Origin of the sequence: Neorhizobium galegae (genome assembly GCF_021391675.1) — a bacterium.
In the GTDB taxonomy this organism is placed as follows: Bacteria; Pseudomonadota; Alphaproteobacteria; order Rhizobiales; family Rhizobiaceae; genus Neorhizobium; species Neorhizobium galegae_B.
Genome location: NZ_CP090095.1, coordinates 1,928,495 through 1,942,549 on the forward strand (window position 1 = coordinate 1,928,495; position 14,055 = coordinate 1,942,549).

A 14,055-nucleotide genomic window follows, 5' to 3' on the forward strand; every position below is an offset into this window, starting at 1 on the left:
CGTGCCAACATTTTCGCCTAGTCTAGAAAAGGCGCTGCATCAGGCACTGACCTTTGCCAACGAGCGGCATCACGAATATGCCACGCTCGAGCACCTGCTTTTGGCGTTGATCGACGACGCCGACGCAGCCGCGGTCATGGGCGCTTGTAACGTCAATTTGGAAACGCTGCGCAAGACCGTCACCGACTATGTCGATAATGAACTTGCCAACCTGATCACCGGTTATGACGAGGATTCGAAGCCGACCTCCGGCTTCCAGCGTGTGATCCAGCGCGCCGTCATCCACGTCCAGTCCTCGGGCCGCGAGGAAGTGACCGGCGCCAACGTTCTCGTCGCGATCTTCGCGGAACGGGAAAGCCATGCGGCCTTCTTCCTGCAGGAGCAGGAAATGACCCGCTACGACGCGGTCAACTACATTTCTCACGGCATCGGCAAGCGCGCGGGCACGTCCCAGACCCGCACGCCGCGCGGCGCAGAAGACAGCGAACCGGAAGCCAAGCCCTCCGCCCGCGACCAGGAGGAAGGTTCCGCCAAGAAGCCGCAGGATGCCCTCAAGGCCTATTGCGTCAACCTGAACGAAAAGGCCCGCGACGGCCGGATCGACCCGCTGATCGGCCGCCATTCCGAAGTCAACCGCACGATCCAGATTCTGTGCCGCCGTTCCAAGAACAACCCGCTCTACGTGGGCGATCCGGGCGTCGGCAAGACGGCGATCGCCGAAGGTCTCGCCAAGCGGATCATCGAAGGCAAGGTGCCGGAGGCTCTCGCCGACGCCACCATCTTCTCGCTCGACATGGGTACGCTGCTCGCCGGCACCCGGTATCGCGGTGACTTCGAGGAACGCCTGAAGCAGGTCGTCAAGGAACTCGAAGAGTATCCGGGCGCGGTTCTGTTCATCGACGAGATCCACACGGTCATCGGCGCCGGCGCCACCTCCGGCGGTGCGATGGATGCCTCGAACCTGTTGAAGCCGGCTCTGTCTTCGGGCGCCATCCGCTGCATCGGTTCGACCACCTACAAGGAATACCGCCAGTTCTTCGAAAAGGACCGGGCTCTGGTTCGCCGCTTCCAGAAGATCGACGTCGACGAGCCGTCGATCGAGGATGCAATCGAGATCATGAAGGGCCTCAAGCCTTATTTCGAGGACTACCACAAGCTGCGTTACACCAACGACGCGATCAAGGCGGCGGTCGAGCTTTCGGCCCGCTACATTTCCGACCGCAAGCTTCCGGACAAGGCGATCGACGTGATCGACGAGACCGGCGCGGCGCAGATGCTGTTGCCCGCTTCCAAGCGCCGCAAGCTGATCACGGAGAAGGAAATCGAGGTGACGATCGCCACCATGGCGCGGATCCCGGCAAAGACCGTCTCCAAGGATGACGAGATGGTTCTCGCCAACCTGGAAAAGGAACTGCGTTCGGTCGTCTACGGCCAGGATGCGGCGATCGAAGCCCTATCGACGGCGATCAAGCTCGCCCGCGCCGGCCTTCGCGAGCCGAACAAGCCGATCGGCTCCTACGTCTTCTCCGGCCCGACCGGCGTCGGCAAGACGGAAGTCGCCAAGCAGCTGGCCGCCTCGCTCGGCGTCGAGATGCTGCGCTTCGACATGTCGGAATATATGGAACGCCACACGGTCTCGCGGCTGCTCGGCGCACCTCCCGGTTATGTCGGTTTCGACCAGGGCGGTCTCCTGACCGATGGCGTCGACCAGCATCCGCACTCCGTGGTCCTGCTCGACGAAATCGAGAAGGCGCATCCGGATATCTATAATATCCTGCTGCAGGTCATGGACCATGGTTCGCTGACCGACCACAACGGCAAGAAGATCGACTTCCGCAACGTCATCCTGATCATGACGACCAATGCGGGCGCGTCGGAAATGGCCAAGGCCGCCATCGGCTTCGGTTCGTCCAAGCGCACCGGCGAGGACGAAGAGGCGATCAACCGCCTGTTCACGCCGGAATTCCGCAACCGTCTCGATGCGATCATCCCGTTCGCACCGCTGCCGACGGAGGTCATCCATCAGGTCGTGCAGAAGTTCGTCATGCAGCTTGAGACGCAGCTCTCGGAACGCAACGTCACCTTCGACCTCCACCAGGACGCGATCGCCTGGCTGGCGGAAAAGGGTTACGACGAGAAGATGGGTGCCCGCCCGCTCTCGCGCGTCATCCAGGAATACATCAAGAAGCCGCTCGCCAACGAGATCCTGTTCGGCAAGCTGCGCAAGGGTGGCGTGGTTCGCGTTACCGTCGGCAAGGGCGAGGATGGCAAGGACAAGCTCATCCTCGACTCGATTTCCGAAGCGACGCCCGTGAAGCCGAAGCCGGAGGCCGAGGTGGAAGAGGCCGCCGAGGAAGCCGGGGCCAAGGTTGTCAAGCCCAAGGCGCCGAAGAAGTCGGCGCCGAAGGATAAGGACGGCGGCTCGGCCCGGGCTCGCGCCATGGTCGATGCGGACGTGATCGCTTCGGAAGAAGCGCCCAAGACGCCGCCGCGCAAGAGCACCACGGTGCCGCGCGTGCCGAAGACCAAATAGGGTTTTCGGATTGAACTCTTGCGATGCCGGGCTTGTCCCGGCATCGTCGTTTTGATGACGAGCCTTTTCCCATATCCGCCGGAATGCCGATGCCTCCAGACAGTGACGACCGCAACGCCCTATCCTGGTTCTTTACCGGCATGCGGGGCCTGCTTTCGCTTCCGGCCCTCATTCTCTTGACCTCGATCGTCGGCTTCAGCGCCTTCGCGCTCGAATCGGGGCTGACGCGCGCCGAGGCGGTCTTCATGTCGCTGGCGATCTGGGCGCTTCCGGCGCAGGTCATTCTGGTCGGCAGCATGGCGGGCGGCGCCAACATTGCAGCCTGTTTCCTCGCAGTCACGCTCTCCTCGATCCGCATGATGCCGATGGTCGCCTCGGTCGTCCCGGAAATGCGCACGAGGCGCACGCCGATCTGGCTGCTGCTGATCCTGTCGCATTTCATCGCCATCACCTCCTGGGTGTTCGCGATCACCACGCTGCGCAACGTGCCGCGCGAATACCGGGCGATCTATTTCGCCGGCTTCGGCGTGACTTTGACCCTGACGGGCACCCTTGTCGTCGGGGTCTTCTACGACATCGTCTCGGGCTTTCCGCCGGTCGTCGCGGGCATACTCTTCTTCCTGACGCCGGTCTATTTCAACGCTTCCATCTGGGTGAGCGCGCACCAGCCGGTGGTCAAGATCGCCTTCGTCATGGGAATGATCCTCGGCCCGACGCTGGCGCTGGTGACCCCGCAATTCGACGTGCTTTGCGCCGGCGTCGGTGGCGGAACGGTGGCCTATCTGATCGACCGGGCGCGTCGGAAGAGAAAGCGCGTCGGGCAGGAGGCCAGGCGATGATTGCGGAATACTGGACCTTCATCGTCATCGCGGTCGCCGGTTTCCTGGCGACCGATGTCTGGCGCTGGCTCGGGGTTTTCACCGGCAACCGGCTGAACGAGGATTCCGAGGCGCTGTATTGGGTGAGGGCGGTGGCGACCTCGCTCGTCATGGCCGTCACCGCCAAGCTGATCGTCTTCCCGAACGGCACGCTCGCCGGCACACCGCTCTGGCTGAGGGTCGGGGCCGCCGGCATCGGGTTTGCTGTGTTCCTAGCGACCGGCCGCAAGGTCGGCATCGGTGTGGCGGTGCCTATGGCGCTTTTGGTAGCCGGTCTCTGGTGGCTCGGCTTCTAGAGGTCAGCTGCCCAGTTCGCCGATGATCTTCTCGGCATTTGCCGCAAGCACGTCATTATTCTCCATCTGGCCCGAATGGGGTTTCAGAGCCTGTCCCTCGTAGCGCGGGACGACGTGGAAATGCAGGTGGTAGACCGTCTGTCCGGCGGCCGGTTCGTTGAACTGGATCACCGTGATTCCGTCCGCTTCGAAAGCTTGCCTGGCGGCCCTGGCGAGCTTCTGCACCACGGGGATCACCTTTGAAAGCACAGCAGGATCGGCATCGAGGATGTTGCGCGATGGGGCTTTCGGGACCACCAGAAGGTGACCTGGCGATTGCGGCATGACATCCATGAAGGCAAGGGTATCGTCATCCTCGTAGACCCGGTGGCACGGGATTTCGCCGCGCAGGATTTTTCCGAAGATGTTGTTGCTGTCGTAAGCCTGTCCGCTCATCGCGATGTCCTCTCCTTGTCGTCCGGTCGTCTTCTGAGACCTAGTCCTGTTCCTGCTGGCGCTCGCCCTTGCGGAACGGGCTATGCTCGGCAAGATATTCCGTCATCTGCTCCACGTCTTCGCGCTCGTGCTCCAGATAGTCGGCGATTGCCCGCCTGAGACCCGCATGGGCGATATAGTGCATCGAATGGGTGGTGACAGGCAGGTAGCCGCGAGCCAGCTTGTGCTCTCCTTGCGCGCCCGCCTCGACGCGCTTCAAGCCCTTGGCGAGCGCGAAATCGATCGCCTGGTGATAGCAGACTTCGAAATGCAGGAAGGGGTGGTCCTCGATACAGCCCCAGTGCCGGCCGTAGAGCGCATCCCCTCCGATGAAGTTGATCGCGCCGGCGACGTACTTGCCATCGCGCTTGGCCATCACCAGCAGGATGTCTTCCGGCATGCGCTCGCCGATCAGCGAATAGAACTTTCGCGTCAGGTAAGGCCGGCCCCATTTGCGTCCGCCGGTGTCCATGTAGAATTCGAAGAACTGGTCCCAGATATCTTCGGTCAGGTCCTTTCCGGTCAGCCATTCGATGCTGATACCGTTTTCCAAGGCCGCGCGGCGTTCCTTCTTCAGCGCCTTGCGTTTGCGCGAGGCAAGCGTTTCGAGGAAGGCGTCGTGGTTCTCGTAGCCCTCGTTGATGAAATGGAACTGCTTGTCGGTCCGGTGCAGATAGTCGGCCTCCTCGAAGGCGGCGACTTGGTCTTCTGCGACGAAGGTCACGTGCGCCGACGAGATTCCGAGCTGGCGTGTCACCTCCTGGAGACCCGCGGCCAGCGTCAGCTCGGTCGAATCCCTGTCGTAACCTTGCGAGACCAGCAGCCGCGGTCCACTCGCCGGCGTGAACGGCACGGTGCATTGCAGTTTCGGGTAATAACGCCCGCCGGCGCGCTCGAAAGCGTCGGCCCAGCCGTGGTCGAAGACATATTCGCCCTGGCTGTGGCTTTTCAGATAACCGGGGACCGCGCCGATCAGCGTGCCCTTGTCGTCTTCGAGAAGAAGATGATGGCCGAGCCAGCCGGTCTTGGCGGTGGCCGAGCCCGATTCCTCCAGCGCCGAAAGGTAGGCGTGCGACAGGAACGGATTGTAGGGCGTTTCCGAGGAGGAGGATTTGGAGGTGCCCGAAAGGCGCGACCAGCTTGCCGGGCTGATCGCGCAGAAGGACTTTTCGATGCGGATGGTAAGATTGCCGGTCATACGCTGCTTTACAGGGAGTGGGAGGTTGCCTCCCGCGGATCAAAACCTTCGAAGGTCATCTGGTCCGCATATTTATAGGTATGTTCGCGGCCGTTTGCATCCCTCACGGTCCAGGTAATGACCGGAATTCCGGTCGTTCTCTGTGCCGTGACGAACGTGTTCGGCAGGTGGGGGTAGTGGTAGGAAATGAAGTCGAGGCCAAGTTGCATGGCTTCGTCGTGCTCGAAGAATTCCTCGGGCTTGTCGCCCATGGCGGTCAGGCCAAGCGGGTAGGGCGCGCCAGCAGTCTTCAGGTCACGCAGGATGTGATAGTCGAAGCTCATCAGCGCCACCTTGCCCTGATAACCTTCGAGAATTTCGAGCACCGCCTCGGCGAACCCGTCGTCCTCGCCGTCGCCTTCGCGCCCCTTGATCTCGATGACCAAAGGCACCTTGCCGGCGACGAGGGCCAGCATCTGCTTCAAGGTCGGTATTTTGTCTTTGGTCTGGCCGACCGAAAGCATGCCGAGCTCCGAGGACGTCTTCTCCCGGATGTCGCCCTTGATGCCGCAGAGCCGTTCGAGATCATGGTCGTGGAAGATCACCGGCACGCTGTCGGACGCCAGCTGCACGTCGCACTCGATCGCAAAGCCGGCCTCGACCGCGCGCGAAAACGCCGACAGGGTGTTTTCCCAGACCTGACGGTTCATGTCGTGAAAGCCGCGATGGGCGACGGGAAGGTCCTTGATCCAGGATACGGAGGTCATGCTTCGATCTCGATGATGGCGTCGATTTCGACGGAGGCGTTGAGGGGCAGGCAGGCCATGCCGACGGCGGCGCGGGCATGTTTGCCGGCGTCGCCCAGCACGTTGGCGATCAGGTTGGAGGCGCCGTTGATGACGAGGTGCTGCTCGACGAAATCGGGCGTCGAGGCGACAAAGCCGTTGAGCTTCAGCACGCGGCGGATTCTGCCGAGATCGCCGTTCAGCGCGGCCTTCGCCTGAGCGAGGATGTTGATGGCGCAGAGTTCCGCTGCCCGTTGCGCGGCGGCCACGTCGACGTCACGGCCGACAAGACCTGTTACCGCGACCTTGCCCCCTTCGATCGGCAATTGGCCGGAAAGATAAAGCGTATTGCCGCTGATCGTGTATGGTACGTAATTGGCGGCGGGTGCTGCCGCGACGGGGAGCACGATCCCCAGTTCCTGCAGGCGGCCCTCGATGGCTCCGGTCATTTTCGACTCCCGTTTTGTTGTAAATTCTTCAAAAATCCTGCATCAAGGCCTTAGCTTGGTCAGATGGCGTTCTTATAACATCACCAACTGAGTCCAACAGGAGAATGTGAATGTTGCGAATGAGCCTCGGGGTGATCCTTGCCGGCGGTCTGAGCCTTGCGGCTGCCACCTCCGCGGACGCGAATACCGACGCTGCTGCCCGGCTGCTCGTCCCGCATCGCGCCATTTACGACCTGAAGCTCAAGAATGCCTCCGAACGTTCCGGCATCGAAGGCATGTTCGGCCGCATGGTCTATGAGTTCACCGGCTCGGCCTGCACCGGGTTTTCCACCAATTTCCGGCTGGTGACCAAGATCAATACGGGCGAGGAGACGCGCCTTAGCGATCAGCAGACCACGACCTTCGAGGACATGGCCGCAAACCAGTTCCATTTCGAGACCAGGTCCTTCACCGACGAGCAGCTCGACAAGCAGCTGAGTGGCGACGCGTCGATCGTCGACAAGGGCATCAAGGTGGAAATCACCCAGCCCGACGGCCGTGAGATCGAATTGCCGTCGAGCGATTTTCCGACCAGCCATATGCTCGACGTCATCGCGAATGCCAAGCAGGGCAAGAGTTTCTTCGAGGCGCGGGTCTTCGACGGCTCGGAAAACGGCGACCAGGCGCTGCTGACCACGACGGTGATCGGCAAGTCGCAGACCGCGCAGAAGGACGACGTGGACGCCGACAAGGCCGGCGAGTTTGCAAAGTCTTCCTTCTGGCCGGTGACGATCGCCTATTTCAACGAGAATGCGGTCGGTGACCCGACCCCGGTCTACAACATGTCGTTCAAGCTCTACGAAAACGGCATCACCCGCGATCTCACCATGGACTACGGCGACTTCGTGCTGTCCGGCAGCCTTGCCAAGCTGGAGCTCCTGAAGCCGCAGCAGGATCCGTGCCCGGCGCCGGCGAAATAGCCATCCCTCGCTGATCGCCGGTCACTCGCCGGCGCGCCGAGGTAATTTCGGCAAAGCTCTTGCTTTTGCGGCAAATCGAATGTATGGCCAGCCGCATTCCACACGTAAGGCATGGGATCGTCCGGGAGAAATCCGGACCGTTCCGCCCGGTGGCATTCTCGAAGAGGGTGCTGTTCGCCTTGCGGAGGTTCAACCGGAAAAGGATAACAAGGCATGGCATTGCCCGATTTCTCTATGCGCCAGCTTCTCGAAGCAGGCGTCCACTTCGGCCACCAGACTCACCGCTGGAACCCGAAAATGAAGCCGTACATCTTCGGCGATCGTAACAACATCCACATCATCGATCTGGCCCAGACCGTTCCGATGCTGTCGCGCGCCCTTCAGGTCGTGTCCGACACCGTCGCCCGCGGCGGCCGCGTTCTGTTCGTCGGCACCAAGCGCCAGGCGTCTGAACTGATCGCCGACTCGGCCAAGCGTTCGGCCCAGTACTACGTCAACTCCCGCTGGCTCGGCGGCATGATGACCAACTGGAAGACCATTTCGAACTCGATCCAGCGCCTGCGCAAGCTCGACGAAATCCTGAACTCGGAACAGTCCGGCTACTCCAAGAAGGAACGCCTGAACCTCGAGCGCGAACGCGAAAAGCTGGACAAGGCTCTCGGCGGTATCCGCGACATGGGCGGCACTCCGGACCTGATGTTCATCATCGACACCAACAAGGAAAAGATCGCCATCGACGAAGCCAAGCGCCTGGGCATCCCGGTCGTCGCCATCATCGATTCGAACTGCGATCCGGACCTCATCGACTACCCGATCCCGGGCAATGACGACGCCTCGCGCGCCATCGCTCTCTACACCGACCTGATCGCCCGCGCTGCCATCGACGGCATCGCGCGCCAGCAGGGCGCTTCGGGTCGCGACATCGGCGGTTCTGCCGAAGCTCCGATCGAGCCGGCGCTCGAAGGCGAAGCTGAAGCAGAAGCCCAGGCTTAAGGGGGCGGAGCGGCCTGCCGCTCCTCCTTTGTGAAATTCGATCGAGGCCAGAGATAGCGATCCCTGGCCTTGGTCGTTTCAAGGCGAGCCGCCACCGCTTGGTCGTCGAGGCGATCGCCTGCATGATGTCTTCATCACGCTGTCACACTTCCGGGTACATTCGTCCCAAAACTTTTGAGTCCGCCGACGTTTTTCCGGCGAGAAGCACTTGAACCGACAAGAGGCAAAACAATGGCTGAAATCACCGCTGCACTGGTAAAGGAACTGCGCGAAAAGTCCGGCGCAGGCATGATGGACTGCAAGAAGGCGCTGACCGAAACGAACGGCGACATCGAAGCGGCGATCGACTGGCTGCGCGCCAAGGGCATTTCCAAGGCCGACAAGAAGTCCGGCCGCACCGCGGCTGAAGGCCTGATCGGCATTGCCAGCGCCGGCCACAGGGCCGTCGTCATCGAACTCAACTCGGAAACCGATTTCGTTGCCCGCAACGATGCCTTCCAGGACCTCGTCCGCGGCATTGCAAGCGTCGCTCTGACGACCGACGGCTCCGTCGAGGCGATCTCGGCTGCTAACTATCCTGCTTCCGGCAAGCCGGTTGCCGACACGATCAAGGACGCGATCGCCACGATCGGCGAGAACATGACGCTGCGTCGCTCCGCCTTGCTGCAGGTCGAGCACGGCGTCGTCGCGACCTACGTCCATAACGCTGCCGGCGACGGCATCGGCAAGCTCGGTGTCCTGGTCGCCCTGAAGTCGGTCGGCGACAAGGAAGTCCTGACCTCGCTCGGCCGTCAGGTCGCCATGCACATCGCTGCCACCAACCCGCTCGCCATCCGCGCCGAAGAAGTCGACGCGACTGTGGCCGAGCGCGAGCGCAACGTCTTCATCGAGCAGTCGCGCGCTTCCGGCAAGCCGGAAGCGATCATCGAAAAGATGGTCGACGGCCGCATGCGCAAGTTCTTCGAGGAAGTTGCCCTTCTGTCGCAGGCCTTCGTCATCAACCCGGACGTGACCGTCGGCCAGGCCGTCAAGGATGCTGAAAAGCTCGCTGGCGCTTCGATCGAAGTCACCGGTATGGCCCGCCTTCTGCTCGGCGAAGGCGTCGAAAAGGAAGAATCGGATTTCGCCGCTGAAGTCGCAGCGGTCGCCAAAGGCTGATATTCGTTAGCTAAAGCTGTCGAAAGCGCAAGGGCACCGGTGACAAGCCGGTGCCCTTCGTGTATCCGCAACCCGTTTGACCCCTCTGCCCGCATTTCGATTTCAAGGAGCCTCCATGTCGCCTCAGCCCCTCTACAAGCGTGTCTTGCTCAAGGCCTCCGGTGAAGCTCTGATGGGCAGCCAGGGTTTCGGCATCGATGTTGCGGTTGCCGATCGGGTCGCCTCCGATATTGCCGAGGCGCGCGCCATGGGCGTCGATGTCGGCGTGGTGGTCGGCGGCGGCAACATCTTTCGCGGCGTCGCTGTGGCTTCCAAGGGCGGTGACCGGGTGACCGGCGACCACATGGGCATGCTCGGCACCGTGATCAACGCACTGGCGCTCGCCACCTCGCTGCGCAAGCTGAACCTCGACACCGTGGTTCTGTCGGCGATTTCGATGCCGGAGATCTGCGAGAGCTTCTCGCAGCGCCAGGCGCTGCATCACATGGCGCAGGGCAGGGTGGTGATCTTCGCCGGCGGCACCGGCAATCCTTTCTTCACGACCGATTCGGCGGCTGCCCTGCGCGCCGCGGAAATCGGTGCGGAAGCGATCTTCAAGGGCACCCAGGTGGACGGCATCTATTCGGCCGATCCCAAGAAGGACCCGACGGCGACCCGGTTCGAGACGCTGACGCACGGCGAAGTGCTCGAAAAGGGTCTGGCGGTGATGGACGTGGCGGCGGTGGCGCTCGCCCGCGAAAACTCCATCCCGATCATCGTTTTTTCGATCCATGAGAAGGGCGGCTTCGCCCAAATCTTGACCGGCGGCGGCCGCAAGACCATCGTAGCGGACAATTGAGGCGCGGCGTCGCGGGCCGCCCAGACAACATACGGGAGTAGACGGATGAGTGGAATCGACCTCAACGACATCAAGCGCCGCATGGAAGGCGCGATCAACGCGTTCAAAAGCGATATCGCGTCGCTGCGCACCGGCCGCGCCTCGGCCAATATTCTCGATCCGGTGATGGTCGAAGCCTATGGTTCGCGCGTGCCGCTCAACCAGGTGGCCAACATCACCGTGCCGGAAGCGCGCATGCTCGGCGTGTCCATCTGGGACAAGTCGATGGTCAACGCCGTCGACCGGGCGATCCGCGAATCACATCTCGGTCTCAATCCGATCGTCGATGGCCAGAACCTGCGCATTCCGCTCCCCGAGCTCAACGAAGAGCGCCGCAAGTCGCTGGTCAAGGTTGCGCATGACTATGCGGAGAAGGCGAAGGTTGCTGTCCGCCACGTCCGCCGCGATGGCATGGACGGCCTGAAAAAGGCCGAAAAGGACGGCGACATCGGCCAGGACGAGAGCCGCTCGCAGTCGGAAAAAGTGCAGAAGATGACGGATGATACGATTTCCGAAGTCGACCGCTTGCTTGCGGATAAGGAAAAGGAAATCATGCAGGTCTAACTTAGGCCTGGTTTGCCGCCATATTCCGGCGGCCAAAGGAGCCGCGTAGAATATGGTGAACCCCGAGCTTGCAATCATCCCTCAACACGTTGCCATTATCATGGATGGCAATGGACGCTGGGCCAACAAGCGCGGGCTTCCTCGTACGGTCGGACATAGCAAGGGCGTCGAAGCGGTTCGCGAAACGGTGCGGGCTGCCGGCGATGCGGGCGTCAAATATCTGACGCTCTTTGCGTTTTCTTCGGAGAACTGGAGCAGGCCCGAAACCGAGGTGAGGGATCTGCTCGGTCTTCTCCGGCGCTTCATCCGCCAGGATCTGGCCGAATTGCACCGCGAGAATGTCCGCATCCGAGTAATTGGCGAACGCGAGAAGCTGCGCAGCGACATTCTTCCGCTTCTTCTTGAAGCCGAGGAAACGACGAGGTTCAATACGGCACTGACGCTGGTCATCGCCTTCAACTATGGTGCCCGCGACGAGATCGCCCGTGCCGTCGCCATGCTCGCCCGGGACGTCGAGGCCGGTGTCCTCAAGGCTTCCGAGATTGACCCGGACAAGATCAGCGCAAAGCTGGATACCGCCGGCATTCCCGACCCGGACCTCATCATCCGCACCAGCGGGGAGGAGCGGCTTTCGAATTTCCTGCTCTGGCAGGCGGCCTATTCCGAACTTGTCTTCCTGCCGGACTACTGGCCCGACTTCGATCGGAAACTCTTCTTCGACGCCTTGAAGATCTATGCCTCCCGCGACCGGCGCTTCGGCGGCCTGTCGAACAAGACGATAGCGGTGGGTGGTTGATGAGCGCTGAACTGAAGCGCCGCATCGCCTCGGCGTTGGTTCTGGCGGTGGTGGTCCTGACGGCCACCTGGTATGGCGGGCTGGCGTTCCGCATCGTGGCAGCCGCCATGGCGGTACTGATCTATTACGAATGGTCCACGATCACGCGGGCCGCCGAGCGCGATTTCCGTGCGAACGCCTTCGGCTGGGTCGCGATTTTTCTGATCGCCATCGACCTTGTGGTCGACGAAGGTGAGCTCTCCGTGCCGATTCTCGGCGGCGCGATAGTCACCGCCCTTCTTCTCGTGCTGCTGCGCAAGGGCAGTTGGTGGCTGCCGGGCGGCATCCTCTACGCGGGCTTGAGCGGGATCTCGCTGGCGGCGATCCGTGCCGAGGACCAGGCGGGGTTCGTTGCGACCCTCTTCATCTTCGCGGTCGTCTGGGCGACCGATATCCTCGCCTATTTCGTCGGCCGCGCCCTCAAGGGCCCGAAACTTGCACCGCGCATTTCGCCCGGCAAGACCTGGTCCGGTGCGATCGGCGGCACGGTGTCGGGCGTGATCGCAAGCTCCGCCCTGACGCTCGGCGTCTTTTCCCGGCTGTCGATCTGGACGGTGGCGATCGCATTTCTGCTTTCCGTCGCCAGCCAGATCGGCGACCTGTTCGAGTCCTTCATCAAGCGCCGGTTCGGCGTAAAGGATTCCAGCCACCTCATTCCGGGGCATGGCGGCGTCATGGATCGCGTCGACGGCCTCGTTTTCGCCTGTTTCGCGGCGTTCCTGCTGACGCTTGTTTATACGGCCATGACGGGCCATCTTGATGTGTCGGTTGCGAGCTTCCTCTTCGGGTTTTGAGGTCTGGGCGGCCGGTACAATGTTGAAACGGAAATTTTGATGGCCATCCTCAGCTTCCTTACCGGCTATATCATCCCCTTCGTGCTGGTCCTGTCCCTGCTCGTCTTCGTGCATGAGATGGGCCACTATCTTATCGGACGCTGGTGTGGCATCCGGGTCACCGCCTTCTCGGTCGGCTTCGGGCCGGAGCTTCTCGGCTTCACCGACAGTCACGGCACCCGCTGGAAGCTCTCGGCGATCCCGCTCGGTGGCTACGTCAAGTTCTTCGGCGACGAGGACGCCGCGAGCCTGCCGGATGCGAGCGGCCTTGCGGGCATGAGCGAGGAAGAAAAGGCTCAGACGTTGGCCGGCGCCAAGCTTTGGAAGAGGGCCGCCACCGTCGCTGCCGGCCCGATCGCCAATTTCATCCTGGCGATTGCCATCTTCGCCGTCCTCTTCAGCGTCTACGGCAAGGTCGTCGCCGATCCCGTGGTCGCCGAAGTCCAGCCGGGAAGTGCCGCCCTTGCGGCCGGTGTTGAGCCCGGCGACCGGCTGGTGGCGCTCGACGGCTCGCGCATCCGGACTTTCGACGATGTACGGCGTTATGTCAGCATCAGGCCGGACACCCCGATCATCGTGACGGTCGAGCGGAACGGCCAGGACCTCGATCTGCCGATGGTGCCGAAGCGCTCCGAGGTCACCGACCAGTTCGGCAACAAGGTCGAGCTCGGCCTGATCGGCATCGTCACCAACGAACAGCGCGGCAATTTCCGCGTCGAGAGGTTCACGCCGCTGCAGGCCGTTGCCGAAGGCGTCACCGAGACCGGCCATATCGTCACCGGCACCTTCCGTTATATCGGCAATCTAGTGACCGGCCGGATGAAGGCGGACCAGCTCGGCGGGCCGGTCCGGGTCGCTCAGGCGTCGGGCCAGATGGCGACGCTCGGCTTTGCGGCCGTGGTTCAGCTCGCAGCGGTTCTTTCCGTCTCGATCGGGCTTTTGAACCTCATGCCTGTGCCAGTTCTGGACGGTGGCCATCTCGTCTTCTACGCCATCGAGGCCATCCGCGGCCGACCGCTGGGTGCCGGCGCGCAGGAGATCGCCTTCCGCATCGGGCTTGCGATGGTTTTGAGCCTCATGGTCTTCGCGACCTTCAACGACATCAGCAATCTGATCGGCTGATGTCCTTCAAATCGTAAAAGAAACCCTTTATTCACCATGTTTCCAACAGTTGCGTGGCCATTGGGTCACGCAAGGGAAGTAAGTAAACAGAAATTAACGCGATACCTTGCTTGTAGGTCAAA

15 protein-coding genes are annotated in these 14,055 nt (G+C 62.0%); 11 read left to right on the top strand and 4 right to left on the bottom strand.

What is annotated here, in order from left to right:
- Position 1: 1 nt before the first annotated feature.
- The 3 genes from clpA to LZK81_RS09710 all read left to right on the top strand — a co-directional run bounded on the left by clpA (position 2) and on the right by LZK81_RS09710 (position 3,707).
- Complete coding sequence (gene clpA / locus LZK81_RS09700) at positions 2–2,533, top strand: ATP-dependent Clp protease ATP-binding subunit ClpA (protein WP_233956030.1); 2,532 nt, start codon at positions 2–4, stop codon at positions 2,531–2,533.
- An 89-nt stretch (positions 2,534–2,622) separates the two neighbouring features.
- Positions 2,623–3,372 (top strand): AzlC family ABC transporter permease, encoded by a 750-nt coding sequence (locus LZK81_RS09705; protein ID WP_233956032.1) that lies wholly within the window; start codon positions 2,623–2,625, stop codon positions 3,370–3,372.
- A complete protein-coding gene (locus tag LZK81_RS09710; protein WP_233956034.1) occupies positions 3,369–3,707 on the top strand; it encodes an AzlD domain-containing protein in 339 nt (112 codons plus the stop codon). Before LZK81_RS09705 ends, LZK81_RS09710 begins: the two co-directional genes overlap by 4 nt.
- Positions 3,708–3,710: 3 nt before the next feature.
- Here the strand turns inward: LZK81_RS09710 and LZK81_RS09715 are convergent, their stop codons facing one another.
- From LZK81_RS09715 to LZK81_RS09730, 4 genes are read right to left on the bottom strand one after another with little or no spacing between them, the layout of a single operon-like run.
- Entirely contained in the window at positions 3,711–4,142 is a 432-nt protein-coding gene (locus LZK81_RS09715) for an HIT family protein (RefSeq protein WP_233956036.1), read from the bottom strand.
- A 40-nt stretch (positions 4,143–4,182) separates the two neighbouring features.
- Positions 4,183–5,379 (bottom strand): GNAT family N-acetyltransferase, encoded by a 1,197-nt coding sequence (locus LZK81_RS09720; protein ID WP_046608924.1) that lies wholly within the window; start codon positions 5,377–5,379, stop codon positions 4,183–4,185.
- 8 nt (positions 5,380–5,387) lie between these two features.
- Positions 5,388–6,125 (bottom strand): glycerophosphodiester phosphodiesterase, encoded by a 738-nt coding sequence (locus tag LZK81_RS09725; RefSeq protein ID WP_233956038.1) that lies wholly within the window; start codon positions 6,123–6,125, stop codon positions 5,388–5,390.
- Positions 6,122–6,592 carry a RidA family protein gene (locus LZK81_RS09730; RefSeq protein WP_046606274.1) on the bottom strand — a complete coding sequence of 157 codons (471 nt, stop codon included), beginning with the start codon at positions 6,590–6,592 and terminating at the stop codon, positions 6,122–6,124. Before LZK81_RS09730 ends, LZK81_RS09725 begins: the two co-directional genes overlap by 4 nt.
- Before the next feature lie 110 nt (positions 6,593–6,702).
- On the opposite strand from LZK81_RS09730, the gene LZK81_RS09735 reads away from it, so the two are divergent.
- The 8 genes from LZK81_RS09735 (at position 6,703) to rseP (ending at position 13,933) form a co-directional block, all read left to right on the top strand.
- Positions 6,703–7,551: a cell envelope integrity EipB family protein gene (locus LZK81_RS09735; protein WP_233956040.1), complete on the top strand. Its 849-nt coding sequence runs from the start codon at positions 6,703–6,705 to the stop codon at positions 7,549–7,551.
- Between the two features lie 213 nt (positions 7,552–7,764).
- Positions 7,765–8,544, top strand: coding sequence for a 30S ribosomal protein S2 (gene rpsB / locus LZK81_RS09740; RefSeq protein ID WP_046606276.1), 780 nt, complete (start codon positions 7,765–7,767; stop codon positions 8,542–8,544).
- Between the two features lie 231 nt (positions 8,545–8,775).
- Complete coding sequence (tsf, locus tag LZK81_RS09745) at positions 8,776–9,702, top strand: translation elongation factor Ts (RefSeq protein ID WP_233956042.1); 927 nt, start codon at positions 8,776–8,778, stop codon at positions 9,700–9,702.
- A 115-nt stretch (positions 9,703–9,817) separates the two neighbouring features.
- The gene (gene pyrH, locus LZK81_RS09750; protein ID WP_046606278.1) at positions 9,818–10,540 is read left to right on the top strand and encodes a UMP kinase; all 723 of its coding nucleotides are present in this window, start codon (positions 9,818–9,820) and stop codon (positions 10,538–10,540) included.
- A 45-nt stretch (positions 10,541–10,585) separates the two neighbouring features.
- Positions 10,586–11,143, top strand: a complete 558-nt coding sequence (gene frr / locus LZK81_RS09755; RefSeq protein WP_046606279.1) for a ribosome recycling factor — start codon at positions 10,586–10,588, stop codon at positions 11,141–11,143.
- A 52-nt stretch (positions 11,144–11,195) separates the two neighbouring features.
- Complete coding sequence (locus LZK81_RS09760; protein ID WP_046606280.1) at positions 11,196–11,939, top strand: isoprenyl transferase; 744 nt, start codon at positions 11,196–11,198, stop codon at positions 11,937–11,939.
- Positions 11,939–12,772, top strand: a complete 834-nt coding sequence (locus tag LZK81_RS09765; protein WP_233956044.1) for a phosphatidate cytidylyltransferase — start codon at positions 11,939–11,941, stop codon at positions 12,770–12,772. The genes LZK81_RS09760 and LZK81_RS09765 overlap by 1 nt, the downstream gene beginning before the upstream one ends.
- 39 nt (positions 12,773–12,811) lie before the next feature.
- On the top strand, positions 12,812–13,933 hold the full coding sequence (gene rseP, locus LZK81_RS09770; protein ID WP_233956045.1) for an RIP metalloprotease RseP: 1,122 nt from the start codon (positions 12,812–12,814) through the stop codon (positions 13,931–13,933).
- Positions 13,934–14,055: the final 122 nt, after the last annotated feature.

Coding starts and splice junctions, on each gene's coding strand:
- LZK81_RS09705 (WP_233956032.1), top strand. CDS start 2,623: ATGCCTCCAGACAGTGACGACCGCAACGCCCTATCCTGGTTCTTTACC.
- LZK81_RS09710 (WP_233956034.1), top strand. CDS start 3,369: ATGATTGCGGAATACTGGACCTTCATCGTCATCGCGGTCGCCGGTTTC.
- LZK81_RS09715 (WP_233956036.1), bottom strand. CDS start 4,142: ATGAGCGGACAGGCTTACGACAGCAACAACATCTTCGGAAAAATCCTG.
- LZK81_RS09720 (WP_046608924.1), bottom strand. CDS start 5,379: ATGACCGGCAATCTTACCATCCGCATCGAAAAGTCCTTCTGCGCGATC.
- LZK81_RS09725 (WP_233956038.1), bottom strand. CDS start 6,125: ATGACCTCCGTATCCTGGATCAAGGACCTTCCCGTCGCCCATCGCGGC.
- LZK81_RS09730 (WP_046606274.1), bottom strand. CDS start 6,592: ATGACCGGAGCCATCGAGGGCCGCCTGCAGGAACTGGGGATCGTGCTC.
- LZK81_RS09735 (WP_233956040.1), top strand. CDS start 6,703: ATGTTGCGAATGAGCCTCGGGGTGATCCTTGCCGGCGGTCTGAGCCTT.
- rpsB (WP_046606276.1), top strand. CDS start 7,765: ATGGCATTGCCCGATTTCTCTATGCGCCAGCTTCTCGAAGCAGGCGTC.
- tsf (WP_233956042.1), top strand. CDS start 8,776: ATGGCTGAAATCACCGCTGCACTGGTAAAGGAACTGCGCGAAAAGTCC.
- pyrH (WP_046606278.1), top strand. CDS start 9,818: ATGTCGCCTCAGCCCCTCTACAAGCGTGTCTTGCTCAAGGCCTCCGGT.
- frr (WP_046606279.1), top strand. CDS start 10,586: ATGAGTGGAATCGACCTCAACGACATCAAGCGCCGCATGGAAGGCGCG.
- LZK81_RS09760 (WP_046606280.1), top strand. CDS start 11,196: ATGGTGAACCCCGAGCTTGCAATCATCCCTCAACACGTTGCCATTATC.
- LZK81_RS09765 (WP_233956044.1), top strand. CDS start 11,939: ATGAGCGCTGAACTGAAGCGCCGCATCGCCTCGGCGTTGGTTCTGGCG.
- rseP (WP_233956045.1), top strand. CDS start 12,812: ATGGCCATCCTCAGCTTCCTTACCGGCTATATCATCCCCTTCGTGCTG.